This window comes from Candidatus Viridilinea mediisalina (genome assembly GCF_002532535.1).
Taxonomy (GTDB): Bacteria; Chloroflexota; Chloroflexia; order Chloroflexales; family Chloroflexaceae; genus Viridilinea; species Viridilinea mediisalina.
In genome coordinates, this window is record NZ_NQWI01000050.1 from 11,459 (window position 1) to 35,110 (window position 23,652).

20 protein-coding genes are annotated in these 23,652 nt (G+C 57.4%); 5 read left to right on the top strand and 15 right to left on the bottom strand.

The features are described from left to right. Nucleotides 1–191 precede the first annotated feature (191 nt). Both pnp and rpsO read right to left on the bottom strand, forming a co-directional pair. On the bottom strand, nucleotides 192–2,456 hold the full coding sequence (pnp, locus tag CJ255_RS11880; RefSeq protein ID WP_097644319.1) for a polyribonucleotide nucleotidyltransferase: 2,265 nt from the start codon (nucleotides 2,454–2,456) through the stop codon (nucleotides 192–194). 107 nt (nucleotides 2,457–2,563) lie between these two features. Beyond that, a complete protein-coding gene (rpsO, locus tag CJ255_RS11885; RefSeq protein ID WP_097644320.1) occupies nucleotides 2,564–2,833 on the bottom strand; it encodes a 30S ribosomal protein S15 in 270 nt (89 codons plus the stop codon). Nucleotides 2,834–3,228: 395 nt separating this feature from the next. Between rpsO and CJ255_RS11890 the strand changes: the two genes are divergently transcribed. Then, a complete protein-coding gene (locus CJ255_RS11890) occupies nucleotides 3,229–5,487 on the top strand; it encodes a methyl-accepting chemotaxis protein (protein ID WP_097644321.1) in 2,259 nt (752 codons plus the stop codon). 146 nt (nucleotides 5,488–5,633) lie between these two features. On the opposite strand, the gene CJ255_RS11895 is transcribed toward CJ255_RS11890, so the two are convergent. The 4 genes from CJ255_RS11895 to CJ255_RS11910 all read right to left on the bottom strand — a co-directional run bounded on the left by CJ255_RS11895 (nucleotide 5,634) and on the right by CJ255_RS11910 (nucleotide 11,185). After that, on the bottom strand, nucleotides 5,634–6,248 hold the full coding sequence (locus tag CJ255_RS11895) for a superoxide dismutase (protein ID WP_097644322.1): 615 nt from the start codon (nucleotides 6,246–6,248) through the stop codon (nucleotides 5,634–5,636). Between the two features lie 14 nt (nucleotides 6,249–6,262). Beyond that, a complete protein-coding gene (locus CJ255_RS11900; RefSeq protein WP_097644323.1) occupies nucleotides 6,263–6,901 on the bottom strand; it encodes a helix-turn-helix transcriptional regulator in 639 nt (212 codons plus the stop codon). 642 nt (nucleotides 6,902–7,543) lie between these two features. Continuing rightward, nucleotides 7,544–7,966, bottom strand: coding sequence for a hypothetical protein (locus CJ255_RS11905; RefSeq protein ID WP_245863346.1), 423 nt, complete (start codon nucleotides 7,964–7,966; stop codon nucleotides 7,544–7,546). Between the two features lie 216 nt (nucleotides 7,967–8,182). After that, nucleotides 8,183–11,185: a leucine--tRNA ligase gene (locus CJ255_RS11910; RefSeq protein ID WP_097644324.1), complete on the bottom strand. Its 3,003-nt coding sequence runs from the start codon at nucleotides 11,183–11,185 to the stop codon at nucleotides 8,183–8,185. Nucleotides 11,186–11,431: 246 nt separating this feature from the next. Between CJ255_RS11910 and CJ255_RS11915 the strand changes: the two genes are divergently transcribed. Together CJ255_RS11915 and CJ255_RS11920 are read left to right on the top strand one after the other, a co-directional pair. Further along, nucleotides 11,432–12,301, top strand: coding sequence for an alpha/beta fold hydrolase (locus CJ255_RS11915; RefSeq protein WP_097644325.1), 870 nt, complete (start codon nucleotides 11,432–11,434; stop codon nucleotides 12,299–12,301). A 215-nt stretch (nucleotides 12,302–12,516) separates the two neighbouring features. Further along, entirely contained in the window at nucleotides 12,517–13,593 is a 1,077-nt protein-coding gene (locus CJ255_RS11920; RefSeq protein WP_097644326.1) for an inositol-3-phosphate synthase, read from the top strand. A 352-nt stretch (nucleotides 13,594–13,945) separates the two neighbouring features. On the opposite strand, the gene CJ255_RS11925 is transcribed toward CJ255_RS11920, so the two are convergent. From CJ255_RS11925 to CJ255_RS11940, 4 genes are all read right to left on the bottom strand, one after another. After that, a complete protein-coding gene (locus CJ255_RS11925; protein ID WP_097644327.1) occupies nucleotides 13,946–14,914 on the bottom strand; it encodes an HhH-GPD family protein in 969 nt (322 codons plus the stop codon). Between the two features lie 222 nt (nucleotides 14,915–15,136). Next, a complete protein-coding gene (gene cysS / locus CJ255_RS11930) occupies nucleotides 15,137–16,549 on the bottom strand; it encodes a cysteine--tRNA ligase (protein WP_097644328.1) in 1,413 nt (470 codons plus the stop codon). Nucleotides 16,550–16,683: 134 nt separating this feature from the next. Next, the gene (epsC, locus tag CJ255_RS11935; protein WP_097644329.1) at nucleotides 16,684–17,472 is read right to left on the bottom strand and encodes a serine O-acetyltransferase EpsC; all 789 of its coding nucleotides are present in this window, start codon (nucleotides 17,470–17,472) and stop codon (nucleotides 16,684–16,686) included. A 105-nt stretch (nucleotides 17,473–17,577) separates the two neighbouring features. Beyond that, nucleotides 17,578–17,889 (bottom strand): FmdB family zinc ribbon protein, encoded by a 312-nt coding sequence (locus CJ255_RS11940; RefSeq protein ID WP_097644330.1) that lies wholly within the window; start codon nucleotides 17,887–17,889, stop codon nucleotides 17,578–17,580. Nucleotides 17,890–18,243: 354 nt separating this feature from the next. Here CJ255_RS11940 and CJ255_RS11945 point away from each other — a divergent pair, with 354 nt between their 5' ends. Then, nucleotides 18,244–18,720: a YcxB family protein gene (locus tag CJ255_RS11945; RefSeq protein ID WP_165774683.1), complete on the top strand. Its 477-nt coding sequence runs from the start codon at nucleotides 18,244–18,246 to the stop codon at nucleotides 18,718–18,720. 83 nt (nucleotides 18,721–18,803) lie between these two features. Here CJ255_RS11945 and CJ255_RS11950 read toward each other — a convergent pair whose 3' ends face one another. The 5 genes from CJ255_RS11950 to CJ255_RS11970 all read right to left on the bottom strand — a co-directional run bounded on the left by CJ255_RS11950 (nucleotide 18,804) and on the right by CJ255_RS11970 (nucleotide 22,722). Continuing rightward, nucleotides 18,804–19,616 carry a hypothetical protein gene (locus CJ255_RS11950; protein ID WP_097644332.1) on the bottom strand — a complete coding sequence of 271 codons (813 nt, stop codon included), beginning with the start codon at nucleotides 19,614–19,616 and terminating at the stop codon, nucleotides 18,804–18,806. A gap of 132 nt (nucleotides 19,617–19,748) precedes the next feature. Then, nucleotides 19,749–20,378, bottom strand: a complete 630-nt coding sequence (locus tag CJ255_RS11955) for a Uma2 family endonuclease (protein ID WP_097644333.1) — start codon at nucleotides 20,376–20,378, stop codon at nucleotides 19,749–19,751. Nucleotides 20,379–20,492: 114 nt separating this feature from the next. Then, nucleotides 20,493–21,500, bottom strand: coding sequence for a galactose-1-phosphate uridylyltransferase (locus tag CJ255_RS11960; protein WP_097644334.1), 1,008 nt, complete (start codon nucleotides 21,498–21,500; stop codon nucleotides 20,493–20,495). Nucleotides 21,501–21,601: 101 nt separating this feature from the next. Next, the gene (gene fabZ, locus CJ255_RS11965; protein ID WP_097644335.1) at nucleotides 21,602–22,030 is read right to left on the bottom strand and encodes a 3-hydroxyacyl-ACP dehydratase FabZ; all 429 of its coding nucleotides are present in this window, start codon (nucleotides 22,028–22,030) and stop codon (nucleotides 21,602–21,604) included. 71 nt (nucleotides 22,031–22,101) lie between these two features. After that, nucleotides 22,102–22,722 (bottom strand): RNA polymerase sigma factor, encoded by a 621-nt coding sequence (locus CJ255_RS11970; RefSeq protein ID WP_097644336.1) that lies wholly within the window; start codon nucleotides 22,720–22,722, stop codon nucleotides 22,102–22,104. A gap of 238 nt (nucleotides 22,723–22,960) precedes the next feature. Here CJ255_RS11970 and CJ255_RS11975 point away from each other — a divergent pair. Further along, nucleotides 22,961–23,652, top strand: a 692-nt coding sequence (locus CJ255_RS11975; protein WP_133117005.1) for a hypothetical protein, incomplete at its 3' end; no start/stop codon positions are given.

The following is a 23,652-nucleotide window of genomic DNA, read 5'->3' on the forward strand; positions in this document are numbered from 1 at the left end:
CTGGTTGGCCCTCACCCCCCTTCCCCCTCTCCCACAAGTGGGAGAGGGGGCGAAGACATCAAGATTCTTGGTGTTGCAATGCGGTTTTTGCGTGGCAACGCACATATTTTCTGTCCGCCCATAAAGGAAGAGGGGTAGGGGGTGAGGGCCATCCAGAGCATCACCAAGCTCTATTCGGTGTCAATGATCCCTCAGCGCTCATCATCACGCCGCCGTGGGCGTGGGCGGTCGCCGCCGCGTGGCGGCCCGCCACGGTCGCCACGGTCGCCACGATCACCACGGTCGCGTGGGCCACGATCACGCGAGGCACCGCCGCCACCAGCGGTGCGCCGATCTTCGGGCGACTCGCCGGTGAGTACGGCGCGGCGGCTGAGGCTAATCTTGCCGGTAGCCGCATCAACACCGATCACCATCACGTTGATCTCGTCACCGAGTTGAATCACATCTTCCACATTCTCAACGCGGGTTTCGGCCAGTTCCGAGACATGCACCATGCCGTCTTTGCCGGGCAGGATGTTCACGAAGGCCCCAAAGGGGCGAATGCTCACCACTTTACCCAGGAAAATGTCGCCCACCTTAGCTTCGCGGGTAAGGCCCTCCACCATTGCGACTGCGGCTTTCGCAGCGTTACCGTCGGCAGTGGTGACAAAGACCCGCCCATCATCTTCGACATCAATCTGAGCGCCGGTATTCTCCACAATACTGCGGATGGTTTTGCCTCCCGGCCCAATCAGCGCACCGATTTTCTCAACGGGAATCTGTAGGGTGATAATACGCGGAGCATGGGGCGACATCTCAGCGCGGCCTGCACTGATCACCGCATTCATCTTGTCAAGGATGAAGAGGCGGCCCAAGCGCGCCTGTTCAAACGCCTGGCGCATAATGTCATAGGTGATCCCAGTGGTCTTAATATCCATCTGGAGCCCCGTGATCCCGCTGGCGCTCCCAGCCACCTTGAAGTCCATATCGCCGAGCGCATCCTCAAGCCCCTGGATGTCGGTGAGAACCTTCCAACGCCCATCGGGGGCGGTAATCAGGCCCATGGCCACCCCGGCCACTGGGGTTTTGAGCGGTACGCCCGCATCCATCAGGCTGAGCGAGGAACCACAGACCGAGGCCATCGAGGAGGAACCATTGGAACTCAGCACCTCCGAGACAAGCCGCAGGGTATAGGGGAACTCGTTTTGCGACGGCAGCACCGCATAGAGCGAGCGTTCCGCCAGGGCACCGTGGCCAATATCGCGGCGGCGCGGCGAACCAATGCGCTTTGCTTCACCCGTGCTGAAGGGCGGGAAATTGTAGTGGTGAATATAGCGCTTGGTTGTCTCAATCCCAAGATCATCAAGCCGCTGCTCATCGCTAGGCGAACCAAGGGTCGTAATCGTTAGCACCTGGGTCTGCCCACGGTTAAAGAGGCCAGAGCCGTGTACCCGTGGAATGACCCCCACATCAACACTAATCGGGCGTACCTCGTCGGGCTGACGGCCATCAACGCGCATACCATCATCAAGAATGGCGTCACGCACCTCTGCCTTAAGCAACTTCTCGAACGCCTTATCAACCTCTCTGCTGCGAGCGGGCAACTCCTCTTCAGGCTCATCGGCGGTAAAGTGGGCAATCACCTCTTCCTTCAGCGCCTGCGTATTGCGCTCGCGGTCCTGCTTCACCGCGCTACGCACCGCCTCGCGCAGCCGCTGGCCCATCCATGTGCTAATACTCTCTTCGAGCGAAGTATCGGCGGGCGGAGGCACAAACTCGCGCTTCGGCTTGCCACAGAGTCGTACCAACTCTTCTTGGAGTTCACAGAGTTGCTTACAGACAGTGTGACCATCAACGACCGCTTGGAGCATCTCGTCTTCAGTCAATTCATAGGCTCCGGCCTCAACCATCAGCACCGCATCTTTGGTACCGGCAACCATGAGATCAAGACGGCTACGCTCCATGTCCTGCATCAGCGGATTAGCCACAAGCGCACCATCAAAGTAGCCCATCTGCACCGCGCCGACGGGGCCAGCAAAGGGGATGTCGCTAATCGCCAAAGCTGCCGAGGCCCCAATGATCGCAAGGGAGCTAGGATCATTGACCATATCCATCGAGAAGGTGGTCACAGTGATCTGGATTTCATTCTGGTAGCCCTTGGGAAAGAGCGGACGCAGGGGGCGGTCGGTGAGGCGCGAAATGAGGATCGCAGTTGTCGTGGGGCGACCTTCGCGCTTAAAGAAGTTACCAGGAATTCTACCTGCGGAATACATCCGCTCTTCATAATCAATCGTCAGCGGAAAAAAATCGATCCCTTCGCGGGCATCCTTAGCCCCGACCACGGTCACGAGCAGCATCGTATCGCCATAGCGCACCGTCACGGCACCATCGGCCTGTTCAGCGAAGCGCCCCGCCTCAAGTGTAAGCGTCCGGCCAGCGATTTCGGTACTGACCGTAAAGACCTGTTGTTCAGACATACGTTTCCTTTTAATATCTCCTTAAAAGCCATAGGAGCATCAGCGGCTCTGATCCGCCGATGCTCCTATGTGATCCGTAGCACGCTCCCATAGCACCATACTCAGGCTTAGCGGCGTAGGCCAAGGCGCTCAATGACACTGCGGTAGCGATCTTTGTCACGGCTCTGCAAATAGTTAAGCAAGCGCCGACGGCGTCCGACAAGCTTGAGCAACCCGCGGCGCGAGTGGTGGTCGTGAATGTGAATACGCAGGTGATCAATCAACTGGTTGATCCGTTCGGTCAACAGGGCCACCTGCACCTCCGGCGAGCCGGTATCAGTGCTATGGACTTGGTAACCACCGATAAGATTGGACTTTTCGCCCTTCTCAAGCGCCATAATGCCTCCTCAATAATCGCGCACGGGCCTGGCGCCGCCCGCCGTTCGATCAATCTTGCGTTTGTAAGTACCGACGCGATTATATCACAGATTGACAGAATGAGCCAACGGGTATCATCGCCCTAACCCCGTAATACCCCCGTGCTATCAGAGTCGTATAATTTTGACGTGAGGGATGGTTTCAGAAACGCACGTTCAGCTTTACCGTCGTAGTGCCGACTTTAGTCGGCATCCAAGGGTTGTCGGCGACCTCAGCCGACTAAAGTCGGCACTACCTAATGGCACAAACTGTAAAGTACCTTGAAACCATCCCTAAAAACAACGCCTGACCAACGGCCCTCGGCGCGCCGCGTGATGTCAGCGAGCCATAACTGTCTTGAGTGCGGGAGGTTGGTATGTTTGCACGCTTTTCACCAGTACGCTCCTTGAGTAGCCGTATGGTCTTGGTAACCTTGAGCATTGCACTCATTGCGATGCTTAGTTTAACGTTAGTGACCAACAATTTAGCCAGTAACAATGTCTTTGCGGCTACCCAACAGCAGATTGACACCCAAGCGATCAATGGGGTTGAACGGGTTGAACGTTACCTCGCCGACCGCCTCGCCTCTGTGCGGCTCTTTGCCCAATTGCCGCTGATCATTGTGATGTTGAGTGAGCAGAACGATCCCGAAGCACGGGCGCGTGGTCAGGCGGTGATTGATGCGGCGCGTGAGTCCTATGATTATGTTGCGGTTTCACTGCTTGATATACGCGGGCGCGTGGTACTCAGTACCGATGAGGCTATTCTTGGCCAAGATCGTGGTACCCGCCCCGAAATTCGCAGTGGCCTCAATGGGGTGCCGACAATATCGGATGTTGGCAGTGAGCCAAACTCGAATGAGATTAGCATCCATTTCATCGCGCCAGTCTATGGGGCCAATCGTACCATGATTGGCTTAGTGGATGTGCGTACCGATCTCGATTCACTCCATGCGCTTGTTGATCTCGATACGGATCGCAGTGGTGCTGGCAGTTATAGTGTACTCCTTGATGAACATGGCATTCGTCTGAGTGTCCCCAGCAGGCCAGAATTGCTCCTGCGGCCCGCCAATCCGCTCCCGGAAGCGGTGCGAACCCGTATGATCAGCGAGCAGCGCTTTGGGCCAGCCACCGCAAACTTGCTGGCAGCAGCCACCGATCTACATGAGTTGAGCGAGAGTATTCTGGCTTTGCAACGCAATCGTAGTGAACAGGAGTTCTTTGCTGGTGAACTGAATGCCAATGTGCCGGGGGAATCGGTCATTCGCCCTATGCGCAGCATGCCTTGGTACTATGTCCATCGTGTTCCCACCGATCAGTTCTATGAGTCGGTGCATGCCCAGACCAACCTCGCCCTGGTGTTGACCCTGATCGCTACGGTGCTTGCGATTGTTGTCACTGTCTTGGTGATGCGCTGGTCGCTGAACAATCCACTGAACCATTTGGTTGAGACGGTAAGTGCGGTGGCTCAGGGTGATCTACAACGACGCATCAACGTAGAGCGCCAAGATGAGATTGGTATCTTAGCGCAGCGCTTCAACAGTATGGCCGATACGCTGTTGGAGCGCATTAGCGAGGCGAACACAGCAAAAGCCGAGGCCCAACGGCTCCAAGAGGCGGAAGCGCAGGGGCGGGCCGAATTGGAGCAAACTGTTGCCGAGTACCAGAGCTTTGTTCAGGCAGTTGCCCAGGGCAACCTAGCCCAGCGCCTCAACGTGCGTACCAATGGCTCACTTGGGCAATTGGGCCACGGCCTCAACGAAATGGTCGAGAGCCTGACCATGCTCACGGGGCAACTGCGGCGCGCTGCGGCAGACATTGCCAGCGCAGCGAGCGAAATCCTCGCCGCCACCACCCAACAGGCCGCCAGTGCCACCGAACAGGTCTCTGCTGTCACCCAAACCTCCGCAACCGTCGAGCAGGTCAAACAGATCACGCGCTACTCGGATGAACAGGCCACCCGCGTCGCCGAAGACGGCCAGGCGGCGCTCAAGCTCGCCCGCGAAGGCACCACCACGGTGGAAGAGAGCATCCAGGGTATGAACCAGGTGCGCGATTGTGTCGAAAGCATCGCCCAGACCATTATGGCCCTCGCTGAACAGACCCAAGCGATTGGCACGATTACCACATCGGTGAGCGAGATCGCCGACCAGAGCAACCTCCTCGCACTCAATGCCGCGATTGAAGCCGCCCGTGCGGGCGAGCAGGGCAAGAGCTTCGCCGTCGTCGCTCAGAATGTTCGCGCCCTTGCCGAACGCTCCAAAGCGGCCACCGTACAGGTACGTGACATCCTCAACGAAATCCAGAAGGCGAGCAACGCCGCCGTCATGGTGACCGAAGAGGGCACCCGGCGGGTCGAGCAGGGCAGCGGCATGATCACCCGCGCGGGCGACCTGATCCACCGCATCGCCGCCGAAGTCGAAACCGGCACCCAGACCAATGTCCAGATGGCTTCGGGCGCCCGGCAAGCGGTGAGTGGCCTCGAACAGGTGGTACAGGCGATCACCTCAATCCAGCAAGCCACCCAACAGACGCTCAGTTCCACACGCCAAGCCGAGCGAGCCGCACAGGACCTAAGCAACCTAGCCAAGATGCTCCAAGAGACAGTCGCAGCCTATCGTCTGGCGGAGAAGTAGGGGGGTAAACAAAAAACACAACACCCCCCGTGCCATTTCCACAACGTGGAAATGGCACGGGGGGGGAAGCCATGTATGAGAGCATGAAGCCCTTGCCTCTGTGCCTCACGCATACTCGTAAGATGTGCAGCCTGCGCCTTGTGCGCCTATGCCTTCTGTGCCGCCGCGTACAATTCAGCCACCTTGGGCCAGTTGACCACATTCCACCAGGCGTCGAGGTAGGCCGGACGCTTAAACTGGTACTTGAGGTAGTAGGCGTGTTCCCAGACATCCACGCCCAGAATGGCGGTCTTGCCCTCCATGAGCGGATTATCTTGATTGGGGGTACTTACGATACTCAGCGTCCCAGCGGCGTCACTCACGAGCCAGGCCCAGCCAGAGCCAAAGCGGCCTAAACCAGCGGCCTTAAACTGCTCCTTAAAGGTCTCAAAGCTCCCAAAACTAGCATTGATCGCTTCAGCAAGCGCCCCACTTGGCGCACCGCCGCCAGCGGCCATAATTTGCCAGAAGAAGGTGTGGTTCCAGTGGCCGCCGCCATTGTTCCGCACCACCATACGAATATCATCGGGTAGCTCGTCAAGCTTGGTCAGCAATTGCTCAAGGCTCTGATCGGCCAACTGGGGATACTTGGCCAGCGCATTGTTCAGGTTGGTCACATAGGTATTATGGTGGTTATCATGATGAAAGCGCATTGTCGCTTCATCAATGTGGGGTTCAAGGGCGTCGTAGGCATAGGGCAAAGGCGCGAGTTCAAACGGCATTCTTGGTACCTCCATTAATCAACAGGCGTAATGCGATAGCGACAGCAGCCGCCCCCTTGAGCAAGGGTGATCTCTTGGATCACAGGTGCAGCCAAGAGTTCACGATAGAGCTTTACCTCTTGGTCGCAGAGTTGCAGACACTGACGGGCAACACAATCAACCGGACAGTTATACTCGGTAAGGATGAGTGAACCATCCTCTTCCTCTTCCCACTCACACATATAGCCCTGCTCGGCAAGCAGGTTGGTGAGCGTTGCCACCCGTTCGCGGCAAGTCTGGTCAGCCAGATGGGGCGCAAGATCACGCAATTGACGCTGACGACGCCCGGCCAGCATCTCGGTCACCGCCGTCTCACCGCCGTGGCGTTCAACATGGTGGATCAGATCGAGCGCCAAGCGATCATAGCGGCGCGGAAAACTCTCTTCTGCCCTGGGGGTCAAGGCATAGAGATTGGCCGGACGACCAACGCCCCGGCGCAAACCGACGATCTGGACTAAACCATCGCGTTCCAACAACCCGAGGTGCTGGCGGATGCCAACCGCCCCCACATACAGACACTCGCTCAACTCAAGCGCCGTCATCTCGCCGTGGCGACGCAAAAGTTGAAGGATGCTGCGCCGGGTTGAGCCTTGCTCTTTGCGCTCCGTCGCCATGGGTTACTTTCGGTATCAGTTACTATTTCAACATCCTTAACTAGAGTATATCATCAGCGTTTTCCGAATGTCAAGGAATGACACAGGTTTGGGTGCATGGTATACTTTAGCGTAAGCTAACACACAACGAGCCGCCGCTGGGGCCAACCCCCAGAGGAACTTCCCGACTCCTCGCCCAACCCATAAGGTTGGAAGGCTGCCCCGCGAAACGGTAAGCGGGGGCACGCGGGTGGTAACGCCCGTGTGACGCAAGACGGCAACAGAGAGCAGTCCCGCCGATGGCCCGCAAGGGCACAGGTAAGGGGTGAAAGGGTGGTGTAAGTGACCACCGGCGTCGGCAGTGATGTCGGCGGCCAGGCGACTGCGCCGGCTCATGGGGAGCAAGGTGCGTGGGGTGGGCTCATTGGTGGGAGCATGAGCCATGGGCTTTGTGCGTTGGTACCACCTCGTTCACTCGCATCGCAGCTCTGCGGGCAGTCCGGGTAACACCCGGCGCGCTACAAGGGGCCTCCGCTGTTGCGGAGAGAGAGATGGCGGCTAGAACAGAATCGGGGGTACGGTTGTGTGTGTTTTTGCGTAACTAAGTTACGCATAGAATGGGCGGGTGCGCGGGAACCTGGTTCTCTCACACCCGCCTAATTTCTACTCGTCAATCAGATATGGTGCCAAGAGCCGACTCCCGCCCTCAATAACTACGGGCAACAGCGCCAATGTGGGCAACCAGAGCCAGATCGGCCCGGAGAGAATGTAGAGCCCGATGGGCGTCACGACGAAGATCAGCGCAAAGAACATGCGCCCCCAACTGCGCCAACCAGCACCAATCGCTACCGCCAAGCTTGTCAGCACAACAATGATCGCGTCGCTACATGTGATCAAGCCGGGGCGTGTGTAGCATAGGTTCAGCGCCGAGTTGATCGCAATGGTAAAGGGTACCCCCGCCAACTCAAACGAGGTCGGCAAGACCAAACGCCGCAGCATGAAGAGCATGCCTCCAATCAGCAGCGCGGCGTAGGGGAAGAACCACCATGTGGGCGGTTCGCTTCTCGGTTCTGAGGAGTGTTCCAATCTGTCGTTCTTCTATCACTATGGTTTGTAGTTAGGTTGGGGCTACGCCCCAAACCCCATGGTGTGGGGTGTGCGGGCGGCAAAGCCGCCCGCACACCCCACACCATGGGGTGATTTTGGAGGGGCTACGCCCCTCCAAACCTCCCCACTGGCGTATCGTGGCGAAGCAATCCCTCTGTTCTTCCGTTCTTCTGCTCCTCTGTTCTTCCGTTCTCCTCACACCACCACATTTACCAACTTCCTCGGCACCACAATCACTTTGCGGATGCTCCGTTCGCCGATGAAGCTCTTTACCCGCTCGTTGGCCATGGCGAGAGCCCGCAATTGCTCTTCGTCGGCATCTACGGGTACGGTGAGTTTGTCGCGCACTTTGCCGTTGACCTGCAGGACAACTTCAACCTCCTCGTCGGCGGCGAGTTCGGCATTGGCAATCGGCCAAGCCTGTTGGTGGATGCTGTAGCTATGGCCAGTACGGGCCCAGAGTTCTTCGGCTAGGTGGGGCGCAACCGGGGCGACCAGCAGCATGAGCGTCTTGATCGCTTCGGCCCACGCGGGGGTCTGCACCAAACCAGCATCACGCGCCCGGTAGAGGCTGTTGGTGAACTCCATCAGCGCCGCGACCATGGTGTTGAACTTGAAGTTCCTGATGTCGTTCTCGACGCGCATGATCGTCTGGTGGGTGATGCGTTGCAACTGGCGTTCGCTGTAGCTCGCCGCTTGCCCGTGGCTACGCTCATGCTCGGCGTGAAGCACAATCCGCCAGACCCGGTCGAGCCAGCGGCGGATGCCCGGTACGCCGTCAACACTCCAGGGTACCGCCGCCTCAAAGTCGGAGATGAAGCACTCGTAGCCGCGTAGCGCATCGGCCCCGTGGCTGGCCACCACTTTATCGGGGGTGATGATGTTGTTCTTCGACTTGGACATCTTCTCGATGATGACCTGGCCGTCTACCTCTTTCGCTGGCGCCAGAATCAGCCCTTGGTTCCGCAGGCTCTGGAAGGGCTCAAAGCAGGGCAGGACGCCAAGATCATAGAGGAACTTGGTCCAGAAGCGTGCATAGAGCAGGTGCATCACGGCATGTTCGGCCCCGCCGACATACATATCCACGGGCATCCAATAGGCCAACTCTTCAGCATTGGCCAGCATGGTGGGGTTACGCGGATCAATGAAGCGCATAAAGTACCAGGACGAGCAGGCAAACGTGCCCATCGTATCGGTCTCGCGCCGCCCGCGTTGTCCTTCGGGTAGCACCACATTGACCCAGTCGTCAATCTGGGCCAGAGGCGACTCACCTGTCGCCGTGGGCTCATAGCTCTCCACGCCAGGCAGAGTCACTGGCAACTCCGCATCGGGCACCAGCGCCTCCAGGCCATCCTCACGATGAATAATCGGAATCGGCGTGCCCCAGTAGCGTTGGCGGCTGATCAGCCAATCACGCATCTTGTAGTTCTTGCGCCCCTTGCCGAGGCCACGTTCCTCCAAAAAGGCAACGGTACGAGCAATCGCCTCAGTGCCGGGCAGCCCATCAATCGGCCCCGAATGGATCGGCGTCCCCGTCTCCTCGTGGAAGAGCAGGTCACCATAGGCAGGCACTGTAGCCAAATAGGCCATAAAGCTCGGCAGGGCGTCCACCTGCAACGTCGTGCGGATGCGGTTGCAAATGTGTTGATCCGCCGCAACCGAGTCAAACGCAATGATCGCATCGGGGAAGACGACCAGCCAACCTGCTCCTACCACTTCTGTCCAGCCATCGGCACTCAAATGGGGCTGCACCAGGGCGGCATAGGCGGCAGCCTGGGCACCGCTGAGGCTCACCGTCAACTGGCCCGCCTCGGCGCTAAAGCTATAGCCCGCCTCGTGCAAGAGTGCGGGTAATGCATCGCTGTAGGTACCAGCGCGTAGCAGCGAACAAGCGGCCTGATCGGGGCGCTCAATCACCGGAATGATCGGCAGGCCAAACTTGAGCGCAAAGGCAAAATCGCGCTCATCGTGGGCGGGCACGGCCATAATCGCGCCAGTACCGTAACCCATCAGAACATAATCAGCCACCCAGATCGGAATCTTAGCCCCATTGACCGGATTGAGCGCATAGCTCCCCGTAAAGACGCCCGTCTTCTCCTTTTCTGGCGCATCAGCGGCGGCGGGTAGTCCACTCTGGGCCTTCGCCTGGGCGACATAGCCCTCCACCGCCTCCCGCTGGGCAGACGTAGTTAGCGCCGCCACCAAAGGATGCTCCGGCGAAAGCACCATAAAGGTCGCCCCCCACAGCGTATCGGGGCGCGTCGTAAAGACCAGCAGATCATCGCCATGCTCAGTCTTAAAGATCACCTCCGCACCAGAGGAAGCACCGATCCAGTTGCGCTGCATCGTCACAATCCGGGCGGGCCAGTCAACCGTATCGAGATCACGATCCAGCCGGTCGGCATAGGCCGTAATGCGGAGGAACCACTGCTTCAGCACCTTACGCTCAACCAGCGCCCCAGAGCGCCAGGCGCGCCCATCGGCTTCAACCTCCTCATTCGCGATCACCGTCTTATCCACCGGATCCCAATTGACCGTCGCTTCACCACGGTAGGCCAGACGGAAGCGCTTCAGAAACTCTTGGCGTTCGAGCGGGCTAAAGGCCTGCCACTCCGCTGCACTCACCTGGGCTTCAGCTAATGGCAACCCCAAGTTCGCCGTGCCAGATTGAGCCAACTCCGCTTCCAATTCACCAATCGGACGCGCTTGGTCGGCACGGGGATCATACCAATGATCATAGAGGCGCAAAAAGATCCACTGTGTCCAATGGTAGTAATCAGGTTCAGACGACGTAATTTCGCGGCTCCAATCATAACTCGCGCCAATTAGATCCATCTGGCGCTTATAATTAGCCGCATAGCGTCGCGTCAAAACAGCGGGATTGGTCTTGGTCTTAATCGCCTGATTCTCGGTAGGCAAGCCAAACGCATCCCAACCCATCGGATGCAGCACATTGTAGCCCTGCATACGGTAGAAACGGGCCACCACATCGGTAGGCACGTAGTTACGGCAATGGCCAACGCTCAACCCTTCACCGGAGGGATAGGGATAAAAGTCAAGTACATAGTACTTCGGGCGATGATCCGCCGGGCCAGTGCGATAGAGCTTATCAGCCGCCCAACGCTCCTGCCACTTCGGCTCAATTGCAGCCGGATCGTAGCGTTCAGGCATAGCTTTTGGCATATGGGACTCACTCATACGTAGATACTCCTCAGCTTTTCGCGCATTATACACGAGGTAGGGAGTAGTCTTCCAACGCACTAACATTTCTCCAACACTCCACTAGTGCAAGCATAACACCCATGTGCTATGCTTACACTAGCGGATGTAAGGTAGCCCCCGGCGGGGGCGGGCATCCTCTGAAGAATCTTTGTTTCTTTCGTGTTGGCGGCTTTGCCGCCAACACGAAAGAAAATCTACAGTCTGCAATCTGAAGTAGGCTACATGGAAACACCCGCGTGGCTTGATCGTCAAGCATATCCCTTCACATCGCGTTTCATTGAGGTTGAAGCCGGGCGCATGCACTATGTTGACGAGGGCGAAGGGCCGGTACTCCTCTTCGTCCACGGTACGCCAGTCTGGTCATTTGTCTATCGCAACATGATCAAAGCCTTGGCACCAACATACCGTTGCATTGCGCCCGATCATCTCGGCTTCGGACTATCAGACAAACCCGCCGCCTGGAGCTATCGGCCAGCAGATCATGCGCGTAACCTCCAACACTTCATTGAGCGTCTTGGGTTGCGTGACATCACTCTTGTGGTGCATGACTTTGGTGGCCCCATTGGTCTTGCCTACGCCATTGAACAGCCCGATAACGTCATACGTTTGGCACTGCTCAACACATGGATGTGGTCACTCCAAACCAATCAGCAGGCGCTCCAGATCAACCAGATACTCAGCGGCAAATTTGGCCAATTCCTCTATACGCGGCTCAACTTCTCACCCCGCTTTCTCATCCCAATGCTTGCGGGGCAACAGAAACTCTCATCCCACATTCACCGCCACTACATCAATGCCGCACCTACCCCTCAAGCCCGTCATGCCATGTGGGTCTGCGCCCGTGAACTAATTGGCTCTTCCGACTGGTACGAAGCCCTCTGGGCCAAACGGGAGCAGATAAGCAAACATCCTGCCCTATTGCTCTGGGGCATGGCTGATCGTGGCGTCAGCGGTGGCATCTTCGATCTAACCCGTTGGCAGCAAATTCTCCCTCATGCCCGCACCGTAACTTACCAAGGCGTAGGCCACTTTGTGCAAGAAGAAGCCTCAAACCAAGTCGTAACTGAACTGCGTACATTGCTTGAAGGCTAAAGTACAACACCCATGCTTGTCAAAGATGCTACTCCACAGTACCATGTCTCGTCTTGATGTTCTTTGGGTGTGATCAAAATCTGTAGGGTGGTGCCCTACAACCCTTTGAACGGAGGGGGAGCGCGAGGGAACCTGGTTCCCTCGCACACCCCAGCGACCCATGTTGGTCACACCCCGCTCAAATAAAAGACTATAACTGAAAGGATGCAGTTTCTGTGAGCAAGAAGATTCGCGTTGCAATCATCGGGGTTGGGAATTGTGCCTCCTCGCTGGTGCAGGGCGTCCACTACTACCGTGACGCAACAGAGACGACCGAAATCCCTGGGTTGATGCACATCAATCTGGGGGGGTATCACATCAATGATATTGAATTCACAGCGGCTTTTGATATTGCTGATACAAAAGTAGGCAAAGATCTCTCCGAGGCGATCTTTGCAGAACCAAATAACACCTATAAGTTTAGCGCGGTGCCCTATCTTGGGGTGCGTGTGGCTCGCGGCATGACCCACGATGGCCTCGGCAAATACCTGAGTAGCGTGATTACCAAGGCCCCCGGCCCAACCGATGATATTGTCGGGATTCTGCGTGAAACCAAGACCGATGTGGTGGTCTCGTACCTCCCCGTTGGTAGTGAAATGGCCACCAAGTGGTATGTTGAGCAGGTGCTCGAAGCGGGTTGCGGCTTCATCAACTGTGTGCCGGTCTTTATTGCCAGCCAAGCCTACTGGCGTCGCCGCTTTGAAGATAAGTGCCTGCCGATCATTGGTGATGACATCAAGAGCCAAGTTGGGGCCACGATTACCCATCGCGTCTTGACGACGCTCTTCAAAGAGCGTGGCGTGCGCCTTGATCGTACCTACCAACTGAATTTTGGCGGGAATACCGATTTCCTGAATATGCTCGAACGGGAACGCCTCGAGAGCAAAAAGATCAGTAAGACCAACGCCGTCACAAGCCAACTCGACTACCAACTGCCCGAAGAGGCAGTCCACGTTGGGCCAAGCGACTATGTGCCCTGGTTGGGCGACCGCAAGTGGGCCTATATTCGTATGGAAGGTACCACTTTTGGCGATGTACCCCTGAATGTCGAACTCAAGCTCGAAGTCTGGGATTCGCCCAACTCTGCTGGGGTGGTACTTGATGCCATCCGCTGTATCAAACTGGCCCTTGATCGCGGCATCGGCGGTGCCCTCGATGCGCCGAGTAGCTACTTTATGAAGACCCCCCCCCAGCAGTATACCGACTACGAAGCCCGTGAGCTTACTGAGCGCTTTATTGCGGGCAAGGAGTAAAGAAGCAGTGCCCTGCGCCACTCGGCTACAACGTGTAAGAGCGGTTTGGAGGTGAAGGCCACCCATTCCCATGAGAGAGATGCAGAGGATTTCACCACAGAGACACAGAGAACACAGAGAGGTGTATGGTAGGGCAAGCGCCATTGTTGGCGCGCTCTCCATTCCAACCTCTGTGCCCTCGGTGCCTCTGTGGTGAAATCCTCTGTACCTCGCTCACGGTAGCGGTAGGCGCACCACAGAGACACAGAGAACACAGAGAGGTGTATGGTAGGGCAAGCGCCATTGTTGGCGCGCTCTCCATTCCAACCTCTGTGCCCTCGGTGCCTCTGTGGTGAAATCCTCTGTACCTCGCTCACGGCAGGCGCACTGTGCCCCCCTCGAGGAACACAAGGCCGTCGCGGGCGAGTCCAGCGACTAGTTCTTCGAGCCAGGGCATGTCGCTGGGACGAAAGTCTGCGCGTAGGCGTGGGCCAAGCTCGCTGAGTGCTACGGCCTGTTGCGCTGGCTCATCACGCAAGAGATCAATGATCCGCCCACGGTACCAGCGGTTGGACCCAACAAAGGGTTCGCTGCTGCGGTAGCTTGCACGCCCTTCGGCAGCACGGCGCAGGGGCGTGGTTGGGCGGGCTTGGCCCTGCTCCATGCGTTCTAGCAGGGCTTGATCGGCGTTGCGCCACATGGCAGAGGCGCGGCAGGTGCTCTGCAAAGGACACTGCGGACACGTAGGGCGCTGAGCGCGGCAGCGCAGCGCCCCCAACTCAATCAGCGCCTGGTTCCAGGCCCAACCCTGACCGGCAGGTAGCAACGCAGCACTCAACCTGAGCAACTCACGGTCGGGGGGGGCTGTGGTCGCCTCATCAGCGCCCATGTGGGTACGGCGCAACACCCGGCGCATATTCGTATCCACAAAGACTACGTCCTGCTCAAAGGCAAAGCAGGCAACTGCGCCAGCCGTGTAGGGGCCAAGCCCCGGCAATTGGCGCAAGAGCGCCACCTCGCGTGGAAACTGGCCCCCATACTGTTCCACAAGCGCCTTGGCGCTGCGCTGCAAATTCACTGCCCGCCGGTTGTAGCCCAAGCCTGCCCAATGGCGAATAACATCCCCCACGCTCGCCGCAGCCAAAGCCTCCAGGTGCGGAAAAGCCGCTAAAAAGGCCGCATACTTGGATATCACCCGCTCCACTTGGGTCTGTTGCAGCATAATCTCTGCTACCAGAATCTGGTAGGGATCACGGGTATGCCGCCACGGCAGATCGCGCCCATAGGCCGCAAACCAAGCCAAGAGTTGCGCGGGCATGTCCGTGAGTAGGGAGGGGATCATACGCTACGTATGCCATTTCAGATTGTAGAAATGAACGGTAAGGGCAGGTTTCAGAAAAGCCGAAGGTTGCTTTACCATCTTGCGAGGATGCGTGAGGCGAAGAGGCGAGGGCTTCGCGTCCTCGCATCCTCCTTGCGAGGATGCGTGAGGCGAAGAGGCGAGGGCTTCGCGTCCTCGCATCCTCGCGTCCTCACAAACGGTAAAGCCTCCACAAACCATACCCTACAGCTTCCAACGTGTCCCGTGGGGGCCGTCCTCCAAGGTAACGCCTAGCTCGGCCAAGCGGTTGCGGATCTGGTCGGCGAGGGCAAACTGCTTGAGTTTGCGTAGTTCGTTGCGGGTGTTGATGAGCAATTCGATGAAGGGTTCAAGCGTGTGGTGCTGCTGGGGTTGCGCTGGTTCGAGGCGTAGCCCCAAGACCCCCGCTAAGGCCCGTAGGCTCGCTTGGGCTTCGCTGAAGGGTGCGCCGCCAAGGGCGGCGGCGCGGGCGCTATTGATGGCACGCACCAGATCGAAGAGGGCGGCCAAGGCCCCTGCGCTGTTGAAGTCGTTGTCCATCGCTGCGGTGAAGCTGTCGTGGGTACTCGTGACCGCCTGGGCCAGTTGTTCTGCCACAGGGCCACTGGTGAGCGTACCACTCGCTGGTGCTAGTGCGCTGCGTAGCCGCTCGAGTTTTCGCTGATTATCGGCAGCCACGTCGCTGTTGTAGGTAAGTGGGCTGCGGTAGGAGCTACTGAGTACAATCAAGCGGAAGACATCGCCCTCGTACTGCTCCAAAAACTTGGCAATCGTCATCATGTTGCCCAGCGACTTGGACATCTTCTCGACTTGGCGTGTTGCGGGGTTGACCAACTGGAGCATACCGTTATGCACCCAGAAGCGTGCAAAGGGTTGGCCAGTAAGGCTTTCACTCTGGGCGATCTCATTCTCATGGTGGGGAAAGATCAGATCATTGCCCCCTCCATGAATATCGATCTGTGAACCCAAATGCTTAACACACATCGCCGAACACTCAATGTGCCAACCGGGCCGCCCCGGCCCCCAGGGGCTCTCCCATGCGGGTTCGCTGGGGCGAGCGGCCTTCCAGAGCGCAAAATCGGCAGGCGACTCTTTGCGCGGATCAACCTCAAAGCGCGTGCCGGTAAGCATCTCATCGAGCGAACGCCCCGAGAGCTTGCCATAATCTTCATCTTGGCCCACGCGGAAATAGACATCGCCATCGGCAGCATAGGCATACCCGCGCTCCACTAAGCCCTCGACAAATGCCCGAATCTCCGGGATAGTCTGGGTGACACGGGGATAGGCGCTAGCCGGAAGAACATTGAGGGCTGCGAGTTGACCGAGGAACTCATCGGCCAACTGGGTCGAGAGGGCCAGCGGATCGGCCCCGACGGCATTGGCGCGCTCGATCACCTTATCGTCAACATCGGTAAAATTGACGATATGCTGCACCTGGTAGCCACGATACTCCAGGTAGCGCCGGATCACATCGAAGACAATCGCCGACATCGCGTGGCCAATATGAGCTTCGTCGTAGGGTGTCACCCCACAGACATACATACGCACCACCCCCGGCTCGATAGTTGTCAGGGGCTCAAGCTTGCGGCTGAGCGTGTTGTAGATGTGTATAGTCATTGGTGTTATGAAGAACAGAGGAGCAAATGAACGGAAGAACAGAGGGGCAAATGAACGGAAGAACAGAATGATTTATTTGTTCTTCTGTTCTTCTGTTCTTCTGTTCTTCTGTTCCTCCGTTCTTCTGTTCCTTCCTAAATCCCAGCGCCCGACTGATACTCCTCATCGCCCACACAGTTACGATAGGCTTCCAGTGCATCATCGTCAATCACCGCCCAGAGGCTCGAGGGTAGGGCGTCGTAGGCAAGGTGGTGCTCGGCGTGATAGGTGTGGGTAACCTCTTCGAGGTCACTCATGCGTAACTCAAGCTCCATAATTTTGGCGTGGAGGCCACGCAACATCGCCCCTTCGGGGTCGGGCAGGCTTTCAATGCGGCGGTGCTTGCCCGTGGCTGGGTCGCGGGTAGCGACAATGCGGGCCGGAACACCCACAGCGGTGGCGTGGGCTGGAACATCTTTAACCACTACCGCACCGCCACCGATGCGCGCCCCGGTATGGAGCGTAATTGCGCCGAGTACAATCGCACCAACCCCCACCACCACATGATCTTGGAGGGTGGGGTGACGTTTGCCCTGCTGCTTCCCGGTGCCACCAAGGGTCACCCCCTGATAGAGCATAACCCAATCGCCAATCTCGGTGGTTTCGCCAACCACCACGCCCATGCCGTGATCAATAAAGAAGCCACGGCCAATGCGGGCACCGGGATGGATCTCGATGCCGGTAAGGAAACGGGCATACTGTGAGATTACGCGGGGCAGAAAGGGGATACGGCGACGCCAGAGGGCGTGGGCGACGCGGTGGAGCAAGATCGCGTGCAGGCCGGGGTAGAGCAGCACCTCAGCCATGTTACGGGCTGCCGGATCATTCCGAAAAATAGCGCGCACATCATCGCGCAGGACGCGCAGAGCGTTAGAAAGAGCCATACAAAATCCTCCCGTGAAGCGTAAAGCGTCTAGGGGTGCCGCACCCTGCGACACCCCACGCTACAGACGCACCAATTACGGGAGGAGATGACCAAACGCTTATACTCACGCATCAGTTGTTGCGGCAGGCGTTGCAGTGCCCTCACTCTTGGGGGCAGGATCGCTCGTTGTGCTGCTTGACGTCTCAGCGGGACTATCCTTCTTCGCCGCATCGCCAGCAACGGTGCTGCTACCAGTGCCCCGGCTATCATTGATGTACCAGCCCGAGCCTTTGAAGACAATGCCAGCCGGTTGGATGACCCGGCGAACCTTGCCGGACTCGCCACAGGGACAGACTGTTAGAGGATCGTCTTTGAAACTCTGGAACTGCTCAAATTGTTTGCCGCAACCATCACAGGCATAGACATAGGTAGGCATACTGGGTACGACCTCCGTACATTCACATGGTGGCCCGTTTGCGGGGCCTTTAGGTTAAGGTGGGGCAACTGCCCCTCTGGTGATACGCTCTATTGTACCTGAAATGGTGTCCTGATGCAATTAGATTTTTGTTAGCGTGAAGAAGTCCTGGGGCGCAGCCCCAACAACGAGTTTTCGGGCGATAGCCCGAAAATGTGCAAGGCACGCCCTTAGAGGCTGTCTGAAAAGTCTATGGTTTGGCGTTGGAGTGCCGGCTTTAGCCGGCTAAAGCCGGCACTCCAGCGTGTGCCCCCCGGCTTTTCAGACAGCTTCTTAGGCTATAATGGGCCTAACCGTTGTTATGCCAGAGGTACCATGATGATGATTGAAAGCACGTTGAACCGCGAAGAGTTTGTCCGCTACTCCCTGAAGCGCCACTTTAGCCGGATTACCTTCTTCCTCTATGCGTCGGTGTTTGCAGTACTGGCCTCATTCACCTTTTTTACGCCCGATGTATCGCGTTGGCTCTACCTTGCCGCTGCTGTGCCGGTGGTGGCCTATAGTATTGGCGGCTGGGCAGCGGTGATCCGGCGCAGCAAAGACGAGAACTTGCCGATCTATCTGCCGATTCGCTATGCCTTTGAGAAGGATGGGATCGAGATAAGTTCACGTTTGGGGCGCAGTGTCGTACCTTGGAGCGATGTTAAGGGTTGGTCGAAGGTGATGGAGGTCTATGAGATTGGCTTGAGTAGTGGCCAAGTGCTCGTGATTGCGGAACGCTGCATTGCAGAGCGCCAAATCAAGGAATTTGAGCAGTTGTTGGATCAGTATGCGTTGAAGCAGCGCAAGTAGTACTCGTTATGAGTGACGAGTGACGAGTGACAAGCAGGACAATCTACAATCTACAATCTACAATCTACAATCGTAAATGGTATTTAGGTGCGCCGCTTCAAGACATCCACCAACTCCTCCAGTGAGAGTGCCGAAGGGACGCGGGGAGGGGCTTTGGGTGTGCCACAGAGCAGCAGGCGGTGGCTTGGGTGCAGGTACCAATCGGCCTGTTTGTCTACGCGCTTGAGGTCGCGGTAGATCGGGGTAAGATCCACGCAAGAGCGGCGTTGTGCCGCGACGCCCATGTAGCCGCGGCGGTCGCGGTAGGCGTAGAGTACCGCGCCGTGGCTATAGGCCAGCTTGCTCGAAGCGCCATCATCGCTGGCCATGGCAATCCCAAGGCCCCAACGGGTCTGGAACTCAAGGCGGCGATTGAAGGCCCGTTCGAGGCGCAGATTGCGCTGCTCATGCTCATACCAAGCATCGAGGTTGGGCAGCATAGCCATGGCCACATGGTAGGGCCGATTGGGGTAGAGCGCGTTATAGCCAGCAATCAGATCGGTGATATTAAAGAAGACCGGCTGATGACCGCCATAAGCCTCAGCGTGGTCAATGCGGGTCACCTGATCTACCAATTGGCGCAAGGCCGCATCAGCGGGGGCCACGGTGCGGCGCACCAGTTCGGCAGCACTCAGCGTCGTATCGGCGCAATGGTGGTGGTCAAAACGCCCCCCGCCGGTGTCAACATGGACAATCGCGGGGTCAGCATCAACTGGGCGGTCGTCGAGGGTTCGACCCGCCGGAACAAACTCCAAGTTGGCGTCGGTTGCGCCGCCAAAGCGCACCAAGATCCAGATTGCAACGAGGCAATCAAGGTCTGGCGCCAGGTGGCCGACGATAATAGTTGGGGCTTCCAAGCGCGGTCTGCTCGCATTCTAGGAGGCAATTCTAGACCGGGTTTGGTCTGAGTATAGCAGAGTGCTTATATGAGAGTCAACATACGTACATAAACTTCACGCCTAGATTGTACCACACTGTGGTAGGTCTGTTCAATGTGTATGGGCCGCAGCCCCAAACACTGCGTCCACCGCAACATGAAAGCCGACAAGAAGCTTGGAGGTTGCCTGATCACCACGGCGAAAGTGGCCATGCTCTTGGTAGCTGTTGCCAACCAGAGTAAGCACCGTGATCGTCTCGTCGAGGGGGTTGACAATCCAATACTCTGGTATGGCGGCTTCGGCATAATCAATGCGTTTGAGCTGGGTATCGCGCTCAGGATCGTCAGGGCTAACTACTTCCACGACAAGATCGGCACCCAACCAGAAGGCATCTTGATTGCGTGGGTCTTGGGCATCAAGCAGGAGCAGCAGATCGGGTTCGCGCTGTTTTCCGGGGCGGATCTGCAAACGTAGAGGTGCAAACAGAACCAAGGCAGGGCGCGATTGCAGAAAGCTGAAGAGCGCAAGAAACATCCAACGCACGAGCAACTGGTGGGTGCGGGTTGGCATTGCTAAGACCTCAAGCCTACCATCAGAGAATTCTATCAGGTGGTTGGTTTGGTTGGAGAGTTTAAGATACTGCTCTTCTGTCCATAAACCCTGAAGCGGAAGTAGGTCAATGTTTAGATTTTTATCGCGCTGCTTATATCTAAGTTCTAAAGTGAGTGCATCTGTAGTCATGTAAGATTCCCTTCAGAAGCTGTCTGAAAAGCCGGGGGCACACGCTGGAGTGCCGGCTTCAGCCGGCTAAAGCCGGCACTCCAACGCAAAACCATAGACTTTTCAGACAGCCTCTTAGGTCTGCTGGGGCGGATCGCCACGCAAGAACGCGGCGCAGGCTTCGGGGAGTGAGGGGTTGATCCAGACGCCGCTCCCCAACTCGAAGCCGGCGCTACGGCTGAGGCGGGGGACGATGGCGATGTACCAGTGGAAGTAGCCGTTTTCGGGTTCTTTGGTGGGTGAAGAGCGGATAATGAGGTTGTAGTCGGGATCGTTGAGATGGATGTAGAGGCGAAAGAGGACATCGCGCAGCAGTGGGGCTAGGCTGCGGAGACTCTCAGTGTTGGTGTTGTTGAAACTGGCATGGTGTTGGCGCGGGAGAATCCAGATATGAAAGGGCGATGAGGCGGCATAGAGCACAAAGGCGGCGAAGTGGTCGTTGACGCCAATCAGGCGCTCTTTGCGCGCCAGTTCGTCGTAGAGCATGGTGCAAAAGACACACTGCCCGGTGTCGTCGAAGAAGCGGCGGGCCTCTTCGATGCGATGGCGGATGTCGCCGGGAACAATGGGCAGGCCAATGATCTGGCTGTGAGGATGGAGCAACGAGGCTCCGGCCCGTTCGCCGTGGTTTTTGAAGAAGACAATCTGCTCGATGCGCGCATCGGCGGCAATGGTTTGGCCCCGTTCGAGGTACATCTGCAACATGGCATAGACCTCTTCATCGCTCATGAGGGCCGGGGTGGCGTTGTGCAGGGGATGTTCAACCAGAATCTCGTGGTAGCCAATGCCAGTGATGTTGCGTTCAACCCCATTGAAACTACGGGTCACATCGCCATCGAGAGTAAGCGCCGGGTATTTGTTGCGTACCACGCGGGTGGCCCAATTGCCCTCGGCAGGATTGCGGCAGACCTCAAGATCCAACTCCTCATTGCCCACACAAAAGGGGCATGCGGGGTCGTGTTCTGGACGCTCGTGCATCCGTAGCCGGTCGGGTGCCTCGGCATAAGCATTGGGGCGGCGGGCGCGTTCACTAGCAATGATCACCCACTCGCGGGTAGCGAGGTTCTGCCGCAACTCGGCCATAGCATAGCTTCCTTAGGGAAGGAGGTAGGAGATAGGAGATAGGAGATAGGAGATAGGAGATAGGAGATAGGAAATAGGAAACAAGGGAATAGATATTACAGTTAGGGATTGGTTAAGGCAAAGAGTAAGCCTGATGCGCATGCCAGTTCATCACCCACGGTGGCACGGCCACTACCACGCCCCACGCCGCGACGCATGCGGTCGAGGCGTACTTCGAGGCGCAGGGTTTCGCCGGGGCGGACAACACGCTTGAAGCGGCAGTCGTCAATCCCAGCGAAGAGGACCAACTTACCAGCGTGTTCGGGCAGGCTCAGAGCGGCCACCGCCCCTGCTTGGGCCATTGCCTCCACAATGAGCACTCCGGGCATCACCGGGTTGCCCGGAAAATGGCCCTGGAATTGGGGTTCATTGGCCGAGACCAGTTTCTCGGCTACGGCACGCACCCCTGGTTCCAACTCCACCACCCGATCAATCAGCAAGAAGGGGTAGCGGTGGGGGATAATAGCCATAATGTCTTGGGCGGTTAACATATAGTATCTCAGATAGAATGACACAGGGCTATAATAACGATGCCACTACACATGCATCCATGCACTGCCGCCTATTCCGTCTCAGCCTCCGGATGGGTTGCAAGGTAGTGAGCTAACATTTCGCGCAGGCGGGTACGGGCGCGATGGAGGCGAACTTTCACAGCACCGGGGCTAATGCCCAGGTGCGCGGCGGTCTCTTCGGTACTGAGCGCCTCAAGGTCGCGCAGCACAAGTACCAGGCGCAGCGGTTCAGGCAGGCTGGCAATCGCCTGTTCGATCTTGTTACGCAATTCGCCATTGAGCGCGGCGCGTAGTGGATCGGGCGACCACATCTCGTTGGCTTGGGGCAGATCATCGGGCTGGAGCGTCTCAGCAAGTGCATCAAGGTCTACGCGGGGCCGTCGCTGGCGCAAGAGCATCAGGCCTTCGTTGGTCGCAATGCGATAGATCCAGGTACTCAGGCTGCTTGCGCCATCAAAGCGCGGCAACGCTTCACACACCTTGATGAAGGTGGTTTGGAGCACCCCTTCGGCCTCATCGGGATCGCCGGTGAGCCGTAAGGCTCGGGCGTAGACCAGAGGCGTAAAGCGTTTCATCAGGCACGTACAAGCGTCGGGATCGCGGCGGCGCAGCCCTTCAAGCAGGGCCGTCTCGTCGGCATAGACCGATAGATCAATCACTGGTCCCGGCACAGTAACTTCCTTCCTAGATGATGTCATGCCAGTATATAGCAAGCCTAGCCGAGATGCAATTGAAGGTGTAGCAACCGGGGTTGTGCATCAGAACTCCCGCCGCAAGGTGTGCCATACAAACACCTCAGCAAATGCAAAGCTAATCGTGAGCTAACCACGCTAGAAAAGCAAGGGCGTGTGGTCTAGCATAGAGAGCATAGTGGTCGAAACTGGATCGTGAAGGTTTAAGGAGGCGATCATGGTACGGTTGCTGCGCTGGCTAACGATGGGACTGGTTGCGTTGTTGGTTGTTATGTTGGGAGGGGTGGCGACGCATACACTGCAGGGCTTAACCAACCCAACGCAGATCTACGCCGCCCCGATTGGCGAGGTGGAGCCAAACGATACGCTTGGTACCGCGCAGATGCTGGCAAACATTGGGCTACACCATCCCGTCCAGGGCCAGATTGATCTACCTGGTGACCAGGATTTCTACAGCTTTACGGCGGTGGCTGGGCGCAGTTACGCCATTGAGTTGTTCAATGTGGCGAATACGCTAAGACCAGATGGCCGTGCTTGTGATGGCTATAGCCGTTCCGGTATGGCTATTATCCTCTACGCCCCCGGAACAACACAGATTACTAGCTATTTACGACGTGAGTGTGATGCGGCCAACACCTCTTCGGGCAACACCCACAACGTGCTGAGTTTCACCGCTGCGGTCAGCGGTGATTTTGTTATTCGGGTACTGGCGAACAATACGACCGTGAGTGGCTACTATAGCCTACGCATTCTGCCGCGCTACGGCCAAGATGGGGCGGCATGGGATGAGCAGACACTAGAGCCGAACAATAGCTGGGTCACTGCCTATGAGTTATACCAATTACCATTGAACATTCCGCATTGTTGTGATACACTGAAATTACCCGTTTTCGTGTCGAGATCAAAGAG